Raw genomic sequence first — 17,627 nt, forward strand, 5'->3', positions numbered from 1 at the left:
CGCGAGTACTTCGCCAAGAAGAAGCAGGCTGGATAGCGGTACCACGCACGTTTACTCGCGGTACCAAAAATCGTTGACCACGGTACCAAGTCAGTTGATTGGCGGTACCGCGAGCGTTTATTACTCATCCCTCGCCTTGCGGGCAACCACAACGAAATTGACTTTTAGCTGTCGCGCGATTCGTTCTGTCTTCTCGTAGGCACCGATGCTTGCGTGCTCCCACTTCTGCAGCAACAAGGCAGTTGGAACCAAGAAATCTGCAGCCACCCTGTTGCAGAACTTCTCCATGTCACTGCCTTTTCCATCCAGCTCATCAGACGGATTGCTGACACCCGTCTGGGAGTAAGCCAAGTGAGCTAACTCGTGGACAAGCGTGAACATCTGCGCCGTTTTGGCGTCTCTGCCGTTTATGAAGATCAAGGGAGCTACAGTGTCGGACAAGACAAATCCTCGAAACTCATCAACCTTCAATGTTCTGTGCGTGTTGTCGTTCACTACGCCATTCACAACGACGGAGATGCCAACTCGCTCAATGCTTTCCTTTAGGGCCTTGAAGGCATCGCCTACCGTTTTGCACCCTTCAGCCCAGTTGTCTGCCAGCCCCAGCAATTCATGCAAGCATCCTGCAAGATGTTCCGCTGTTTCATGATTTATAGGCTTATCAGCGAAGGAGCCTGCGTAATCCACAGCGGAATAGCGCTCATGGGAGAAATAATCATGCATCCATTGCTGGCGACGCATCATGAGGTTGATCGTATCGTATAGCTCAGGAGTCGGATATGCCGCTCCGCGATCATCGACTGTCCTAAAATCAGCGATCTGCAATCCAAGGTCCGGGAGGGTATCGGAAAACAAGGAGGACACATTGATATGCACGGTATCTGCGAAGTCTCTGATCTGCTTTATCGTCGGACTGCGGCTTCCGTCGATCCACTGCTCAAGCTTAGGCCACTTCTTGACAAGGCTATCGCGGTCTAGGCCGCTTCTCTCGATTGCCCAATTCATCGCCGCAGCATTTGGTTGAATTGCCATGCTCCCCTCCTCCCCCTAACTCGTTTGACAGCTCATTATCCCACGTTCATTTGGCTTCGAAACGACCAGCCAGGAGGAATAGGCAAATCGTATGTCCAAGACTTACTCTCGGATCACCCCAATATCCTACGGATAGCAAGCCCTGCAAGGTTCATATCCCAGTTTCACTACCTCACCACGCTCAAGGTCGCTGTTCTCACGATTCGTGCTCTTTGTCTCGTCCACCGACACGCAGTCTGGATGATGGAGCTTCCTTGTATTGATGCTCAACACATAGGTCACTTCGCCCGCAGCGGCATCGGACACACTTTCGCCCTCAAGCTAGCTCTCACCAATCGCGTAGTCGACCTCAATCTAGAGAAATATAGACTGGTTTAATCAAATCCCAACAATCTCAGATATGATACAACCCCTCCGGTATCGGAGCACTATCTAACTCGTCAGAACTATTGATGCGCAGCCTACGTATGTCCTTTATCCCTGCATTTACTGCAGCAGAGACAATAAGTCTGCTTTCGTATTCTGGGGTTTTTAGTCCAATTATCACTGTAGTTGGCTTCATCTTTACGCATGACTGCTGCTCGCTGATTGCCGGACGAATCATTCTCCATTCCTGATCATTCTCATGACATTTCTTCTTGGTCAGAGAAATGCGTTCGGCCTCCCACATGAGAGAATTCTGCATGAGATTATAAAGAGGCTTATAATCCATATTGTTCTGCATGGCAATTCTGTTCATTAACAAAACTCCGACTGCATATTTGGTTGCGTCGTATTTTTCATCCGAGTAATGAACCGGGTAAATGTTTGGGCGCTCTCTTGCTAAAAGACAATTCAGGCAGGCTTCCTCTTTCCCGCACAGAAAAGTACCTGGATTACTGAGGTCATATATCAATACGAAGCCACTGTAGTTTTCGGCATACTTTAACCAAAGCGTCTCATTGTACGGATCTTCAGAAAAGCAGATTGAAAACAATCTGCGCTGAATAGAATTGCGCACCATCCTTAACTGCTCTTCTAGCCTTGAAAAAACCAGCGGGGTATTGAGTAGCGTATCGATAAACTTTTCCGGGTCTTGTCCTGCGAATTGAACTATCGAACGTAGCATATCTGCAGTACTTTTATCTCCATCAAGAAGACCTCTTCGTATCTCTTCGTAAATCGGAATCATTTGACCAACATTTATATAGAAATAGGTATCGAATGGGTCATCATAATGATCCGCAGACGAAAAGAACAGCTTGTTTTCATTTAAGTTCTGGAGAGTGCGTTCGTTAACAGACCTAAACCTGCATAGTGTCTTAGGCCACGGCGAAACGTTCATTAATAAGCGAGTGCTCTCCTCTTTGTTATCATGAAGATTCTTAAGTACATCCCAGAATTTCTCTCGCTCTTCAGCGTTCACTATGCCTACCCCTGTTCTTTACTGCTAATTTCAAATCGTGAAGAAGAGTTCCAGAAAACAGTACTTCCTAACTGGCACTCTCAATCAGGCGTCTAGCTACATCCACCGCCGTCATTGGGTTTTCGTTTGTCTTGATCTCATAGCCTAAAAATCTGAGCTTATCCACGCCGCCTCTGTAAAGCGCGAGGTTGAAGTCCGTACACGCTATCCCAGGCGCTTCCATGGGAAAGTAGCAAGAGCTGTATCTGATACCTTCCGGTGTTCTCTTGGCAAGGATGTCACACAATGCGTTCGTCATCTCGTACAGTTGGTTGCGCTGGTTGAGCACACCGAACCTGAACGGCAACTCCAAGCCACCTTTTCCCGTTATGTATGAGAGCCCGCACAGGTCATCAAGCGTGATCTTGCCATAATACCCATCGAGGAATTCGAACAAATCCGTGTTTCGTTCACCACGAGAAGGCGCAATAAGGAAGGCGTTCAGCGCCATTCCGGCAATGTTATGCAGCTCGTTTGCCTCGTCGAACCGCAGGAATCCGCCAACAAAGATATCGTCGACACATTCATACGTGCCCAGCGCATATCGTCGCCCGACACCCGTATGAGTCTCCAGCAGGCAAACGGCTTCAGTGCTACCGAGGTAAAGTGCCTCTTGCTTTTCACGGTTTGCCCGCCCTTGAGTCCGCTTGGGGTTAGGCCCCCATTCAGATGGGTCATCGTAGTTGATATCTGGGCTATAGCTACGTATGCGATAGAGACGAGTGCCTTTGAGGATACGGCTTACCCCGAAATCGAAAGCAACGCCGCATTGCTCAAGTGCGATGTAGTTGACCACGATGCCCAGTAAGCTGATGGTGTCAGTCAGGAGCTCATGTTTAGCTTGCCTAATCGAACACTCATCCCCAGTTGTCAGCGCTTCGCTGAAAGCGTCGATGGACTTCTGCGTAAAACCATCGTCGCTACACTCATTGACCATTGCTGTATCCTATTCGACCACAAGCTGCCCATTCATAAGCAGCGGAAGCAGCCAGTTTCGCGCAGCACTCAAATCATCAATTTGCTTTTCCGAGACATATATCTGATGGAACAAAGACTTTGCTGATGCTTCAAACTCCTCAACAAGTCTCTTTGGAGGCAGAACGACCTTCACGTCAGCCAATGAATCTTTAGATACCTCAGAGAAAGTTGTTCCTGCGCCCCATGACTCAATAACAGGCATAAACCTAGACAAGGTTAAATAAATATACAACGGACTATACCCCTTATTTGCAACAAAGGACTTACAACCTTGGTTCGTGCAGCACTGCTCACTTGCTATTGCCAAATAACCTATTGGAGCTCGCGAGCTCATTACGACAGAACCAGGAGGCATCATCTTTGCAGAACACGAGTCATAGCCAGCTTGCGTTATGTCTCTTTCACCATGCGAAACAAACGCTTTGCCGCCCGATTCGGACAAGTCTTTAGGAGTAATCCAGGCTATCCCATGATCAGTATAGTAATCACTATTTTTCGTAGACGGAGTAGCACCTGAAACAATTTCGCCTAAATCCGAGATAACACCGACTTCCCAGTCATCTGGGATTTCGCGTTTTAGGTCTTCGCTCCAGACCATCTTGCCGCCGCTCGAACAGTAGGGTTTGCCGTTCTCGTCGGGAAAGTCGAACTGCGTGAACCAGTAATCGTGGATCAGCCGCGCGGTTTCTTCCAGTTCTTCAATGAGTTTTTTATTGGTGGCAATCTTGTCGTTTATGGTATCAATTAACTGGACGATCTTGAATTGATCTCCCAGATTGACTGGATACCGTATAGGAGCGCGTTTTAGTTCAGATAAGGTCAAAAGCGGAACAGTACTACCAATATCATTTCGCGCAAAGTAAGAAATCATCCATTTCGTGGAAAACCAATAATATGCATACTTTGGAAGAACGATGCTATCATCCACTCTTGCACGCAATTGCTTATTTGATATTACATAGGCTGGATAGTTGCTTTCGTGCGGAATTATACCTACTTGTCCTAAAGTTCCAGCAGATGTAAAAACCAGATCATTTTCTACCGCCCAACAGTCTAGCTTTTTTGCTTTCTCCTCAGTTATGAAAACAAATCCATCATCAATAAATTCCGAATCGCCCAAAGACAGGTTATTTCCCCGTATGACAGGAATTCCTTCTTCCGTAAAGAACTTACTGGATATATTCGACCCAAAAGGGCCCGAAATAATTGCTTTCTTATTATTATTGCAAATACTCTCTAATACTACTTCATTCCAGTTATCCAAGGCGCACCTTCTTCAGTTGCGCTTCGATCTCTGCTTGAAGACGGTTTTCCTCGGCAAATAGCTCTGCTAGGTTATTCATGCGCCTTGCAAGTTCAGCATCGAACTCTTCGGGTGTGATATCAACGTAGTCGATCTTCACTTCAAAGTACTGTCCGGCGCTAAACGAATAGCCCTTCGCTTCTATGTCCCCATAGCTGGCAACAACGCTGAAGTCCTCCTGCTCTTCACCAGCATTGAAGGCGCCGACTATGCGATCGATCTCCGCATCCGACAAGAACGTGCGCTGGTTCTTGCTGTCGAGCTTCTTCTTCGTTCCCAGCTTAGAGGCGTCCATCAAAATCGCGTTGTCATGCTCAGCCGATCCGTCCAAGAAGACGATGCTCACATTCGTTCCGGTGTTGGCAAAGATGTTCGACGGCATGCTCACCACGCCGCGCAGCAACCCATCATCCACCATGCGTTTGCGAATCCCGAGCGGAATCCTCCCTTTCGCAGTTAGAAAGCCCGTCGGCACAACCACGGCAGCATGCCCGCCTTGCTTCATGGAAGCCACGATGTGCTGGAGGAACATCAGATAGATTTCCATCTTCTCGGGCTTGCTCGTGATGTTGGGGACTCCCGCCCAGAATCTCTTACGGTACGCTGCGCCCGCCAGCTTGTCGCGCGTATCGGAGAAATCTGCCTTGAAGGGCGGATTGCTCACTATATAATCGAATCTCTTGAGCGCCTTGCCGCCCTTCTCCAAATGGCGAGGATTCTCAAGCGTATCGTCATGGATCACATTCGGCAGTGAATGGGTCAGGTTGTTCAGGATCAAGTTCAACCGCATGAACTCGTTCGCCTTTTGGCTTCTATCCTGGGTGTAAATGGTGCAGTTGTCTTCGCCGATCCTGTGAGCTGCCGCAAGCACCAGCGTGCCTGTCCCCGCCGCTGGATCATACACCGTCACATCGCTTGCCCCATCAGGAACAAGAATGCGCGCGATGATCGTCGCGATGGAATGCGGCGTGAAGTACTCGCCGTAAGTGCCGGAATCCTTGTTGTAGTCGCTTATCAAGTATTCGAAGACGGCAGCAAAGAAGTCGTACTTCTCATCGAACGCCCGCTCAAACGAGAACGCAGCGAGCTTGTTTACCAACTGCTTGGCGAAGCTGTCGCGCTTGCCTTCTTCAACTATGAAGCGCGTCACGCCGCTGAACAGGTTAATTGCCTGCCCCTGCCCTGTGCGCACCGAGAATATGTCCACGTTATCGGCAGCAATGCCTACCAAAGCATCATCGAACTCTTTGGCGAAGCCAGACATGTCCTGCCTGTTGAACAGCGAGGGGATGAGATACTCGGGGCGTAGGTACGCCGTATCGGCGTCGAGCTCGATCTTGAGCATCTCGCGCTCGTCATCGCCCATCGCCGCGAACCTTGCCTCAATGTCGCCCGCGCCCTTGAACTCGTCAAGCTTCTTCAGCTCATACAAGAACTTGTCATTCAGGTACTTGTACAAGAATGCCTCGGTGATGATCTTGTACTCGGAGCTATCGTTGGCAAGACCCGCGCTCGCGCAGACCGACTTCAGCCCGTCTATCATCGCCTTGGTATCAGCCAGCACTGCCGTGCCGGGCAGGTTGGTAGCATTGTCCATTTACGCTGCCTTGCCCCTCTCTTCAACATACTCGCTCGCAATGTAGCTTGCCAGCCCCGTGATCTGGGCCGCACTGCACTCCACAGAACCCGCCTTGCAACTCTCCACGAGAATCCGGCCTATGCCTCTTTGTAAGTAGGACTTGTTGCCTACGATTCCGCTGTTCGAGAGCACCATCCCATCAACCTCGTCTTTCACGCGCCTCAGAATGGCAGACATCTCGCTCGGGCTCGTCGTCAAGGGCGGCGGCGTCCTCATGGCCCGCTTATGGGCACGCGCATACTTCTCGTCGCCGTCATACTTCTTCACGAGAGCAGCGTTCTCACGGTTAATCTTGTCTACGAGCTCCCGCATGCGGTCGAGCTCTTCCATGTTCCTCACGATATCTGCGCTGTCCATCTCTTCGATGTTAAGCTTTTTGAACTTGCTTCTCAGCTCCTCCAATAGGTTCACATACTCCGGATCGCTCGGATCTATGTTGCTTGCGAAAGCCCCATAGGTGCGCTTCAGCTTATCTTGGAACTCATCACCTATATGCAGCTCTTCCCTGCCAAGCCTTCGGAAATTGAACTCCACCTGGCTAAGCAGCAGGTTCATCGCGCCCGTTGACATGTCGCTCAGCGCAAGCGCCTCTTTGTTGTTGATGGTCTGTATGCGCAGCTCCACTTCGCGCAGAAGCTCCTGGGCCTTGTCCACATTGAAATGCTCTCGCAGCTCATCGTAACCATACATGCTGGCAACGTTGCGCAAGTCCTTGTAACGCAAAAGCGCAGCCCTCAGCTCATACAGCGCCGCCTTGTCGTCAATGGCGCCAATCTCACGCTGAAACTCCACCACGTTGTTCGTCGTGTAGCTGAACAAGGCGTCTTTGATCCTCGCAAGGTCCGCCTCTACCACTTTCGGGTCTTCAAACAGACTCGAGTACTCCTGCGTGGCGTCGCCCAGCTCCTCGGTCAGCTCGCGCAAGTAAGCGCGGTTCGTCTTGTCGTATTCCTCCGTGATGTCGGCGAAGTCCACGACGAAGCCATTCGCCATGTCCTTGTAAGGTCTGTTCACGCGAGTCAACGCCTGAAGCAGGTTGTGCGCCTTGATGGGACGGCACAGGTAGAGCTTCTTCAGCCTATGGGCGTCGAACCCCGTGAGCAGCATGTTGAACACGACCAGGATGTCTATGGTGCTGTCGTCTTTGCGAAAGTTGTCAGTGATAGCCCTACGGCTCTCCTTCGTGCCCTCGTCATGAAGGATGAGCTCTACGGAAACGTCCTGGTCCATTTCGCTTATGCGCCTGTAAATCTTCCTCGCCTGTTCAGAAGACCGCGCGACTATCATGGCGCCAATTGAGCTGTCGTTCAGCTCTATCTGACTTCTCATGTAGTCTTCCACCATATAGTCGGCAAGCGGACCTACGTAGCTGTCATGCTTGAAAACGTCATCGAGCTTCACCAGCTTGTCTATCTCCTGCAGATCGCGCACCACTTCCCGCATCTTCAACCTGAACTCAGTCTGCACATCTTCGCGCAGGAGCTTCAATGTGTAGCCGTCTGCAATGGATTGGTTGTAGAAGTATTTGTGAATGTAGTCGCCGAACACCTGCTTGGTGGCGTTCCCCTTACGTCCGTCCACAAGCGGCGTACCCGTAAGCGCAATCTTCACGGCATCGCGATCAGAGGATATGAGGTTCGACAGGAACGCGCCGTTCTGCTTGTAATCCCTATGCGCCTCGTCAATGAAGTAAACGCGCTGCACTTCAAGGTTGTAGTCGAACTTCGCGGCCGATGCATCGTCTCCGAACTTCTGGATGTTAACCACCGTGATCGCTGGCGGCGCGCCTTCGTCCACGCCGCCCGATCCGATAGACGGGTCAATCAAGGTTCTCTTGAAATCCTCTCGACCATTCACCATGTTCACGTAAGCGCCACGGCTCTCGAACTCGTTCTTGGCCTGCTCCGCCAAATCAAGCCGATCGACAATGAAGAAAAACCTTGCCACTTGGCTTCTGCCCTGATACCAGTCGCGAAGATAGCGCGACAAGAAGAACGAGAGCGCGGTTTTGCCGCTACCTTGCGTATGCCAAATGACGCCTTTCTTCCTGCCCTCAGACAAAACCCTGTCAACCGCTTTGGTGGCGAACAGCTGCGGATAGCGCATGACATGCTTCTGAAGATGCTTCACTCCTCCCTCATCAGCCTTCTCCACGTAGCAGATGCCGTACCGCAAAAGAAACAGCGCACGCTCAGGGCTGAAGAGCGACGTGATGATGCGATTCGCAGGAGTAGTAGGCTCAACGGACAGCTCATATTCGGGCGTTCCGTAATAGCTGGCGAGGTTGTTGTCCTCGACGATGAACCTCTCGGTGGCCTCGTCACGATCCCGAACCAACGCAAGCATGCCCGCCTCGTCCTCTTCGCGGAAATGGTTGAACATCAGCTTTCCGTAGGCGCTGCTCGCATAGTACGAACCCTGGATAGGCTGCCTGTCGTTGTCATCATATTCCTGATTGTTCGAAAACGCCATCACCTGCGTGATGTTCACGAAACGCTGGTAAACTTCATTCTCGAAGCGCTTGTGCATGCGCTCGCGCTCGGCGATGATGCCATCCTTGTTGTTCTGCCGCTTCGCCTCCATGAAGAAGAGGGGCATGCCGTTCACAAGGAACGTGATATCCGGCCTGAACTCGTTTTCTCCGTTTGCATAGGTAAGCTCGGTAACCACCTCGAACACATTGATTGTAGGGTTATCGAAGTCTATGAGCCTGTATCCGTCTACGCCAGCCTGAATCTTGTTGAAGAAGTCACGCCCGAGGTCGCTTGCGCTCAAGCTTAGCCGCAATTGCCGCGCAAGCTCTTTTGCTTCAGCTTCGCTAACAGATTTGCCGTTGACCCTCTGCAATCCCTTGCGAAACGACGCGAAGAAGACGTTCGTATCTGGGTCATAGTCGACCTGCTCTTGAATCCCGCGAATGGACTTATAGGTATAGCCGATTCTTGTCGCATGAACAAGAGCGGGGATCTTTACGTATTTGTCTTCCGGCCTTCCCATCAAGCGCCCTTCTTCAATTCGTCTACCAGGCTCATTTGCCCATGCGCTGAAAGTCGCTTCCCCCATGGATGGCGGCAACGCAACACACTCGCAAACATTATACTATGTCGAATTCTCGCATCATTAGCTGTCAGCCACTATGAGAGCTTTCGCCAAGCAGAGAATCGAGAGGTGACGTTTTCCGTTTCGGACAACACAAGAAGCCCAAGGGCATACACGGCCCTCGGGGCTGCCTCTAGCTGGATACCAGGTTCGTGGGTTATGGCGTTTTGTCCCTTGATTTACTCCCAGTCGAGGATCTCGTAACCTCGCTCTTGGGCGGTTCTCTTGAGGGGGCGGTCGGGGGTCACGGCGTGGCCCTCCCGGGCGCTGGCGAGCAGCGCGCGGTCGGAGTGGTGGTCCCCGTAGGCCCAGCCGACCTCCCAGCTCCCCGCGCCGAAGCGCTCGTCGGCGAACCGCGCGAGGGCGGCCACCTTCTCCTCCCCCTCCACGGGCAGCCCCTCCACCTGCGTGGTGTAGCAGCCGTACGCGTCGACCCTCATGCGCGTGGCGATCGCGTACTGGATGGGGTGCTCGAGCATGGCCGCCGCGATGATGGGCTCGAACGTCGCCGAGACGCACACCACCACGTGCCCCGCGTCGAGGTGCGCCCGCATGGCGCGCACCGCCTCCGCGCGCACGCGCGGCGACACCTTGCGGCGGTAGAACGCGCGCAGGTACTCGTTCACCTGCGCCACGGGCTTGCCGTGAAACGCCGAGAACACCAGCCCGCGCACCCAGCTCTCGTTCTGGGGCAGGCGCGCCTTGTACGCGCCGCCCCACACGAGGATGCGCGCGATCACCGACGGGGCGAGCTTGCCCTCGCGCGCCAGGTGGCTCACGAGCATGACGGGCGAGTTGCCCGTGAGCGTCGTGCCGTCGAAGTCGAACACCGCGATGCGCACCTTGCCGTCCGCGCCCGCGGAGCCGGGGGTGGCCGCGGCATCAGAAGCAGCTGCGGGACCAGGGGCGGCCGCGGCGCCCGCTCCTGCACTCGCATCCGCGGCGCCCTCCCCAGCGCCCGGCATCAGCCGCGCGGCGCCGAGCGCCCCGGGCGTCACGCGCACCACGCCCTCGGGAAGCTCCCGGGGATCCGAGGCGCCCTCGCAGGGAACCAGCACGTAGTCGTCTTCCATATGCGGCATGATCAAGGTTGCGTCTCTCTATGGCTCAGGGTCGACCTGCGGCTTCTCGCGCAGCGTGGCGCGCGCCCCCGCGCGTGCCACGCCCTGCGGCGCAACGTGACGCGCCGCGCCTTCAGTCGACCTCGTCGATGCAGTCTACGAACTGTGAATTATACAGCTCGGCATAGAAACCTCCAAGGGCCAAAAGCTCGGCGTGCGTGCCCTGCTCGACAATGTCTCCATGATCCATCACCAGGATGAGGTCGGCGCTCCTGATGGTGGAGAGCCGGTGCGCGATCACGAACGACGTGCGCCCCGCCATGAGGTTGTCCATCGCCTGCTGGATGCGCTCCTCGGTGCGCGTGTCAACCGAGCTGGTGGCCTCGTCCAAGATCAGCATGCGCCGGTTCGCCAGAAGGGCGCGCGCGATGGTGAGCAGCTGCCGCTGGCCCTGGCTGACGTTGGAGGCGTCCTCGTTGATCACGAAGTCGTACCCGCCCGGCAGCGTGGTGATGAAGTGGTGCGCGCACGCCCCGCGCGCCGCCGCCTCGATCTCCTCGCGCGTGGCGTCGAGCTTGCCGTAGGCGATGTTCTCGGCGATCGTGCCGCTGAACAGCCACGTGTCCTGCAGCACCATGGCGAACATCCCGCGCACGTCGGCCCGCGCGAAGTCGCGCACGTCCACCCCGCCGATGCGGATGGCGCCGCCGTCAACCTCGTAGAAGCGCATGAGCAGCTTCACCATGGTGGTCTTGCCCGCGCCCGTCGGCCCCACGATGGCCACCGTCTGGCCCTCCTCCACGCGCGCGGAGAAGTCGTTGATGACCGGCTCGCCGGCGCGGTAGCCGAAGCTCACGTGGTCGAACTCCACGTCACACGCCACGTCGTCGGTGCGCGCCGTCGCACGCTCGGCGTCCTGCTCGGGCTCGTCGAGGAACTGGAAGATGCGCTCGGCAGCCGCGGCCATCTGCTGGAGCACGTTGGACACCTGCGCGAGCTGCGTGATGGGCTGCGTGAAGTTCTTCACGTACTGGATGAACGCCTGGATGTCGCCGACGGTGATGGTGCCGCGCGCGGCCAGCAGGGCGCCGAAGATGGCCACGGCCACGTACCCCAGGTTGCCCACGAAGTTCATCACGGGCTGCATGAGGCCGGAGAGGAACTGCGACTTCCAGCCCGCCTCGTAGAGCCGCTCGTTGGTGGCGCGGTAGGCGCGCACGACCTCGTCCTCGCGGCGGAACGCCTTCACCACGGCGTGCCCGGAGAAGGTCTCCTCCACCTGGCCGTTGATCTGGCCGAGCAGCGCCTGCTGCGCGAAGAAGTGCCTCTGCGAGCGCTTCACCACCACCATGACCAGCACGATGGACACCGGCACGACGAGCAGCGCCACGAGCGTCATGGCCCCGTTGATCGACAGCATCATGACGAGCACGCCCACGATGGTGGTCACCGACGTGATGAGCTGGGTGACGCCCTGGTTCAGGCTCTGCCCGAGCGTGTCCACGTCGTTGGTGACGCGCGAGAGCACGTCTCCTGTCGAGTTCTTGTCGAAGTAGCTGAAGGGCATCTGGTCGATCTTGCGCGCGATGGCGCCGCGCAGGCGGTAGCACGTCTGCTGGGAGACGTACGCCATGACCCAGCCCTGCACCCACGAGCACGCCGCCGACAGCGCGTAGAGCCCCAGCGTGGTGAGCAGGATGCGCGCGACGAGCTCGTAGTCGATGCCGCCCGTGCCCGACACCTTCGCCACCAGGCCCTCGAAGAGCGCGGTGGTGGCCTCGGAGAGCACCTTGGGCCCCACGATGTTGAAGACGGTCGAGCCGACGGCGAACGCGAAGATCACCACGAGGTGCACCTTGAACTGCCCCATGAAGGCGAGCATCTTGCGCATGGTGCCCTTGAAGTCGCGGGGCTTCTCGCCGGGCATGCGCGCGCCGTGGCCGTGCGGGCGGCGCCGCGGGGCGCCCTTCTTGCCTGAGGAGGCGTAGGCCTGCTGCCTCACGGCCTCGGCCCGCGCTCGGCGCGTGGCGGCGCGCTCCTCGGGCGTCATCGCGTCGTGGGCCGCCGGCATGTCGGCGACGTCCTGCGCGCCGAGCGCCTGGGCGCCCATGACGGCGCGGGCGGCCTTCACGGCCTCGGGTTCTCTGACCTTGCCCCTCATGCAGCATCACCTCCCATCCCGAGCTCCTCCTCCGAGAGCTGCGACAGCGCGATGGCGCGGTACTCCTCACAGTCCCGCATGAGCTCCTCGTGCGTCCCCTTGCCCGCCACGCGGCCCTCGTCGAGCACCACGATGCAGTCGGCTCCCTGTATGGTGGATATGCGCTGCGCCACGATCACGCGCGTCACGCCGCCGGCGCGGGCGTCGAGCGCGGCGCGCAGGTCGGCGTCGGTCTTGTAGTCGAGCGCCGAGAACGAGTCGTCGAACAAGAGCACCCGCGCGTCAGCCGCCAGCGCCCGCGCGATGCACAGGCGCTGCCGCTGGCCGCCCGAGACGTTGGTGCCGCCCTGCGATATGGGCGCGTCCAGGCCGCCGGCCTTCTCGGCCACGAAGCCGGCCGCCTGCGCCACCGCGAGGGCCTCGCCCACGCGGGACGCCGTCATGCCCTCGTCGGCGTAGGCCACGTTCGACTCCACCGTGCCCGTGAACAGGAACGCCTTCTGCGGCACGTACCCTATTTGCCCGCGCAGGTCGGACTGAGCCATTGCGCGCACGTCGACGCCGTCGACGCGCACGGCGCCCGCGCTCACGTCGTAGAAGCGCTCGATGAGCTTGCACACGGTGGACTTGCCCGACCCCGTCGATCCGATGACGGCGAGCGTGCTGCCCGGCTCGGCCGTGAAGCTCACGTGCTCGAGCACGTACTCGCTCGTGTCGTCGTAGCGGAAGGACACGTCGTCGAAGACGATCTGGGCGCCGCGCGGACATGGGGCGTCCGGCACGGGTTCCGCGGCAGGCGCCCCCGAGGCGTCCGCCAGTTCTCCCGCCGGTTCGCCCGCTGCCGCCGTCGGCGACGCCGGATCGGTGACGGAGGGCGCCGTCGCGAGCACCTCGTTGATGCGGCTCGCCGCCACGTCAGCGCGCGGCAGCATGATCGAGATCATGCCGATCATGAGGAAGCTCATGATGATGACCATGGAGTAGGTGATGAACGCGATGAGGTCGCCCGTCTGGATGACGCCGGAGTCGACGTAGAGGCCGCCTATCCACACGATGCCGACCGAGGTGACGTTCATGATGAGCATGAGCGCCGGCATCATGAAGGTCATGGCGCGGTTGGTGAACAGCTGGGTCTTCATGAGGTGGGTGGAGGCCGCGTCGAAGCGCTCCTCCTCGAAGTCCTCGCGGTCGAACGCGCGCACCACGGGCAGGCCCGTGAGCATCTCGCGCGCCACCAGGTTCACGCGGTCGATGAGGGACTGCATGATGCGGAACTTCGGCATGACCACCTTGAACAGCACCGCGATCACCGCGAACACCGCGACGATGGCCACCACGATGACCCAGCCCATGGAGGCGTTGGTGGACATGACCATGACGATGCCGCCCGCGGCGAGGATGGGCGAGTAGAGCACCATGCGCATGAGCATGATCGACACCATCTGGATGAGCTGGATGTCGTTGGTGCCGCGCGTGATGAGCGAGGCGGCCGAGAACCGGCCGATGTCGCCCTCGGAGAACTCCATGACGCGCGTGAACAGGCGCTCGCGCAGGTCGCGCCCGATGGCCGCGCCCGTGCGCGACGCCACGAGGCCCACCAGCACGGCGAGCGCGGCGCCTGCCGCTGCCAGCCCCAGCATGGCCGCGCCCGTGCGCAGGAGGTAGCCCATCTGCATGCCGGACAAGTCGTAGCCGAGCGCTTCGTACTCGGCGCGCGCCGCGGCGATGCCCTGCTGCTCGATGATCGACTCCTCGACGTCAGCCATCGCCGCGCGCGCCGCCTCGACGGCGGAGAGGACCTCGGACTTCGGCAGCTGGCCCGCCTGGTAGGCGGCGAGCAGCTGGTCGAGGTCAACCTCATCCGAGAGCCCCTGCGCGCCGTGCGCGGCGATGAGCGGCAGCGTGAGCAGGGAGTCAAGCTCCTCGATGCGCTCCCGCCCCGCATCGTTCATGCGCCACGCGCCCTCGGCGGCGTCGTACGAGCTGCGCAGCAGCTCCTCGTCGCCCTCAGGCGACATCATGCAGGCGAGCTCGAAGGTGCGCTCGGTCAGCTCGTCGGCGGCGACGTGCTCCACGCCCTGCTGCTGGATGCCCACGTCAACGATGTCGGAGGTCAGCCGCGGCAGCGACAGGTCGGCGGCGGCCTGGCCGATGAGCAGCACGGTCACCACGAGCAGGGCCAGCTTGTGCTCGAGGAGGTAGCGGGCTATGCGCACGGGACCTCACCGCCCCCACGGGGCGCAGGGGCGTCATCCGCGACGGCGGCGCGCTCGCACGCGTCCGCGTGCGCGTCAGCGACCGCGCCTTCCGGCTGCGAGGGGTTGCCTGCGCCCGCGTCAGCGCCTTCCGGCTGCGAGGCGTTGCCCGCGCCCGCATCGGCGTCAGTGACCGCCGCAGCGCCTGCGGCGGCGCCGTCGTGCAGCTGGGCCTGGAACTCCACGATGAGGCGCATCGTCCGCAGCAGGGCGCGGAAGTTCTCCTCGCCCACGTAGTCGATGAGCGCGCGAGCCTGCGACGTGGCCACGGCGTCCACCTCGCGCGCCAGGCGCAGGCCCGCGGGCGTCAGGTTGATGTCCACCGCGCGGAAGTCGTCGCCGCCGCGCTCGCGCTCCACGAGGCCCTTCCCCTCGAGGCTCTTGAGCACCTGGGAGAAGGCCGACGGCGTCACGTGCAGGAGCGCCGCCACACAGCTGGGTCGCACCGGCTTCTCGCTCGACCTCCTCTTCGCCGCCATGACCATGCGCACGGCGCGCGCCTCGGTCGGCGTGACGCCGTCGACGGACATGATGGGCATGAGGCGGTTCTTGCGGATGAGACGCGCGAGATCGAAGAACTCGTCGCGGAGCGCGTCGAAGACCTGCGCGCTCTCGGGGTTGCCGACAGTCGCGGAAGCCAGGGCCCCCGGCGCTCCAGGCGCGCCCTCGCCCACGCAGCCGCACGCACCCGCAGAGGTTTGCTCGTTCATCGCTGCCCTTTCTGTTTAGGTTCGAATTTGTTTAGAACCTAAAATAATGAAAGCACCGCGACTTTGCAACCCCTCGGGCAAAGCTCCCCACAAAGCCTGCGAAGGGCACACATCTCGCCGCGAGAGCGCGCGTGCCACACCCCAGGGGCCCGCACGCGCGAGCGCACGCCCCTGGAGCCCGCGCGCGAGCACCCCGCCCTCGAGGCCCGCACGCGTGAGCGCACGCAGGCCCTCTTCGCCACCTTCGCCTGCCGCTTCGGCGCGCCCTACCCCTGGAAGAGCGCCCAGAGGCGGTCGAGGAGGGTGGGCTCGGGGGCTTCCTCGACCACCGGCTCCTCGGCGGGCTTCTCGATGGCGGCGGTGGTGAGCACGAACTGCACCTCGGACGTGTGCTCGTTTCGGTCGGAGGTGAACGAGGTCGGCTCGAACGGGGGGAACTCGTAGTCGGCCATCATGCGCTCGATCTCGGCGCGCATGACGTCGGGCAGCCCCGCCGTCACGCTGTCGAGCGCGCCTATGCCGCCCGCGAGCGCGTCAGCCCCGCTCGCCAGCTGCTTCGCGCCCCCGGCGTAGGCGTCGAGGTAGCCCGAGAGCTCCGGGTAGCTCTTCGAGAACGCGCGGATCTGCGCGACGACCGCCTTCACCTTCGCGACGTTCTCCTCGTTGAACGCGCTCGCAACGGCGTCGATCTGCGCGGCGAGTTCCCTCAGGCGCGCGGCGAGCTCGTCATAGCTGCCCAAGAGCTCCTCGAGCGAGCCTTGGACGTCCTCCCACTCGCGCACCGCCTTCTGCGCGGCCTCGTACGCCTGCTTGAGCTTCTCGAGGGCCGCCGCATCGGCCTCGGTCCCGCCCGCGCGCACGGCCGCGTCGAGGCCCTTCAGCTCACCGGGCGTGACGCTGCTCGCCGAGAGCTTGTCCATCGAGGTCCCGAGCTCCCCAAGCGAGACGTCCCCCGACTTCACCAGCTCCTCTATCTTCTCGGCGAGCTCGGTGAGCTTCTTGCTGAGCTCGGCGAGCTTCTCGGGGTCCAAGCTCTCGATCAGGCCGGACTCCTCGATGCGCGTAAGCGTCTCGTCGATCTGCGCCGAGACGCCCCCCAGCTCGTCCAAATACCCGTTGAGCGTGCCCACGAGCGTCTCGGTGCCGCCGGCGAACGCCCCCACCCCGCCCGCGAGCTCGGAGGTGCCGGCGGAGAGCTGGCTGATGGCGCTCGTGAGCTGCGACATCTCGTCGACCATGCCGCTTGCGTCGGGCATCTCGATCACCGAGGTGTACGGCAGGGCCGCGATCTGCACGCCCGGCATCGTGAAGTCGCTCACCTGCGCGGCGAGCGTGAAGTCGCCGTCATGCCCGGGCAGCACCGTGAACGCGGCCGTGCGGTCGGCTCCCGACAGGGCGAGCGTGGCGCCCTCGGCGGCCACGTCGTGCGCCACTTCCCCGCCCAGCGTGAACGTGATCTGCATCATGTAGCTCTCGTAGAAGCCCTCGGGCACGTCGGCGGCGTAGTTGCGCTCCGTGGTCAGGCGCACCTCGAGCTTGCCGCTCGCGCCGGCGAGGTCGGCCGGGTCAACCGTGCGCCCGTCGAGCGCGTAGGAGAGCGCCACGTTCCACGGCAGCTCCACCTCGCCGAGGTTCCCCTGGTAGAAGAACGACCCCGCCGGCGCGTCGAAGGCCACGGCCTCCCCGTCGTGCTCGAGCTGGTCCTGGCTGCTCAAGTTCATCACCGCATCGTACGCGCCGAAGTCCACGATGCGCCCCGGCTCGCTCACCTCGAAGCGGTTCACCACGTAGGCCGCCTCGGGGGCGCCCTCAGCCGAGAGCGACGCGTAGACGACCTCGGACTTATCGAAGGCGGCCGTCGTCTCCTGCGCAGAGGGGCCCGCGCCCGCAGCGCCGCCCGCGGAAGCGGTCGCCGGCGCCGCGGCGGCCGACGGCGCGCCGGAGC

Annotated in this window: 11 protein-coding genes; all 11 read right to left on the bottom strand. The window is 59.5% G+C overall.

The genetic code is table 11. From position 1 onward, the window contains the following. Window positions 1–120: 120 nt before the first annotated feature. Window positions 121–1,032 carry an ImmA/IrrE family metallo-endopeptidase gene (locus tag HRL41_RS09680; protein ID WP_172136761.1) on the bottom strand — a complete coding sequence of 304 codons (912 nt, stop codon included), beginning with the start codon at window positions 1,030–1,032 and terminating at the stop codon, window positions 121–123. Window positions 1,033–1,426: 394 nt separating this feature from the next. Further along, a complete protein-coding gene (locus HRL41_RS09685) occupies window positions 1,427–2,437 on the bottom strand; it encodes a DUF2971 domain-containing protein (RefSeq protein ID WP_172136763.1) in 1,011 nt (336 codons plus the stop codon). 67 nt (window positions 2,438–2,504) lie between these two features. After that, window positions 2,505–3,413, bottom strand: coding sequence for an RES family NAD+ phosphorylase (locus tag HRL41_RS09690; RefSeq protein ID WP_172136764.1), 909 nt, complete (start codon window positions 3,411–3,413; stop codon window positions 2,505–2,507). Between the two features lie 9 nt (window positions 3,414–3,422). Continuing rightward, window positions 3,423–4,718: a restriction endonuclease subunit S gene (locus HRL41_RS09695; protein WP_172136766.1), complete on the bottom strand. Its 1,296-nt coding sequence runs from the start codon at window positions 4,716–4,718 to the stop codon at window positions 3,423–3,425. Further along, window positions 4,711–6,354 (bottom strand): class I SAM-dependent DNA methyltransferase, encoded by a 1,644-nt coding sequence (locus tag HRL41_RS09700; RefSeq protein WP_172136768.1) that lies wholly within the window; start codon window positions 6,352–6,354, stop codon window positions 4,711–4,713. The genes HRL41_RS09695 and HRL41_RS09700 overlap by 8 nt, the downstream gene beginning before the upstream one ends. Next, window positions 6,355–9,393, bottom strand: coding sequence for a DEAD/DEAH box helicase family protein (locus tag HRL41_RS09705; RefSeq protein ID WP_172136770.1), 3,039 nt, complete (start codon window positions 9,391–9,393; stop codon window positions 6,355–6,357). Window positions 9,394–9,674: 281 nt separating this feature from the next. Further along, window positions 9,675–10,577 (bottom strand): HAD family phosphatase, encoded by a 903-nt coding sequence (locus tag HRL41_RS09710; protein ID WP_253904834.1) that lies wholly within the window; start codon window positions 10,575–10,577, stop codon window positions 9,675–9,677. A 112-nt stretch (window positions 10,578–10,689) separates the two neighbouring features. Beyond that, complete coding sequence (locus HRL41_RS09715) at window positions 10,690–12,483, bottom strand: ABC transporter ATP-binding protein (RefSeq protein ID WP_253904835.1); 1,794 nt, start codon at window positions 12,481–12,483, stop codon at window positions 10,690–10,692. A 230-nt stretch (window positions 12,484–12,713) separates the two neighbouring features. After that, on the bottom strand, window positions 12,714–14,933 hold the full coding sequence (locus tag HRL41_RS09720; RefSeq protein ID WP_172136772.1) for an ABC transporter ATP-binding protein: 2,220 nt from the start codon (window positions 14,931–14,933) through the stop codon (window positions 12,714–12,716). Further along, window positions 14,924–15,682: a MarR family winged helix-turn-helix transcriptional regulator gene (locus HRL41_RS09725; RefSeq protein ID WP_172136774.1), complete on the bottom strand. Its 759-nt coding sequence runs from the start codon at window positions 15,680–15,682 to the stop codon at window positions 14,924–14,926. Before HRL41_RS09725 ends, HRL41_RS09720 begins: the two co-directional genes overlap by 10 nt. Before the next feature lie 266 nt (window positions 15,683–15,948). Then, a partial coding sequence (locus tag HRL41_RS09730; protein WP_172136776.1) for a hypothetical protein occupies window positions 15,949–17,627 on the bottom strand: 1,679 nt, incomplete at its 5' end.

The organism is Adlercreutzia sp. ZJ473, assembly GCF_013185065.1.
Classification (GTDB): Bacteria; Actinomycetota; Coriobacteriia; order Coriobacteriales; family Eggerthellaceae; genus CAAEEV01.

Excerpts from the sequence above, each read along its gene's own strand:
- HRL41_RS09725 (WP_172136774.1), bottom strand. The coding sequence starts at position 15,682 with ATGAACGAGCAAACCTCTGCGGGTGCGTGCGGCTGCGTGGGCGAGGGC.
- HRL41_RS09700 (WP_172136768.1), bottom strand. The coding sequence starts at position 6,354 with ATGGACAATGCTACCAACCTGCCCGGCACGGCAGTGCTGGCTGATACC.
- HRL41_RS09715 (WP_253904835.1), bottom strand. The coding sequence starts at position 12,483 with ATGCCCGGCGAGAAGCCCCGCGACTTCAAGGGCACCATGCGCAAGATG.
- HRL41_RS09710 (WP_253904834.1), bottom strand. The coding sequence starts at position 10,577 with ATGCCGCATATGGAAGACGACTACGTGCTGGTTCCCTGCGAGGGCGCC.
- HRL41_RS09680 (WP_172136761.1), bottom strand. The coding sequence starts at position 1,032 with ATGGCAATTCAACCAAATGCTGCGGCGATGAATTGGGCAATCGAGAGA.
- HRL41_RS09690 (WP_172136764.1), bottom strand. The coding sequence starts at position 3,413 with ATGGTCAATGAGTGTAGCGACGATGGTTTTACGCAGAAGTCCATCGAC.
- HRL41_RS09705 (WP_172136770.1), bottom strand. The coding sequence starts at position 9,393 with ATGGGAAGGCCGGAAGACAAATACGTAAAGATCCCCGCTCTTGTTCAT.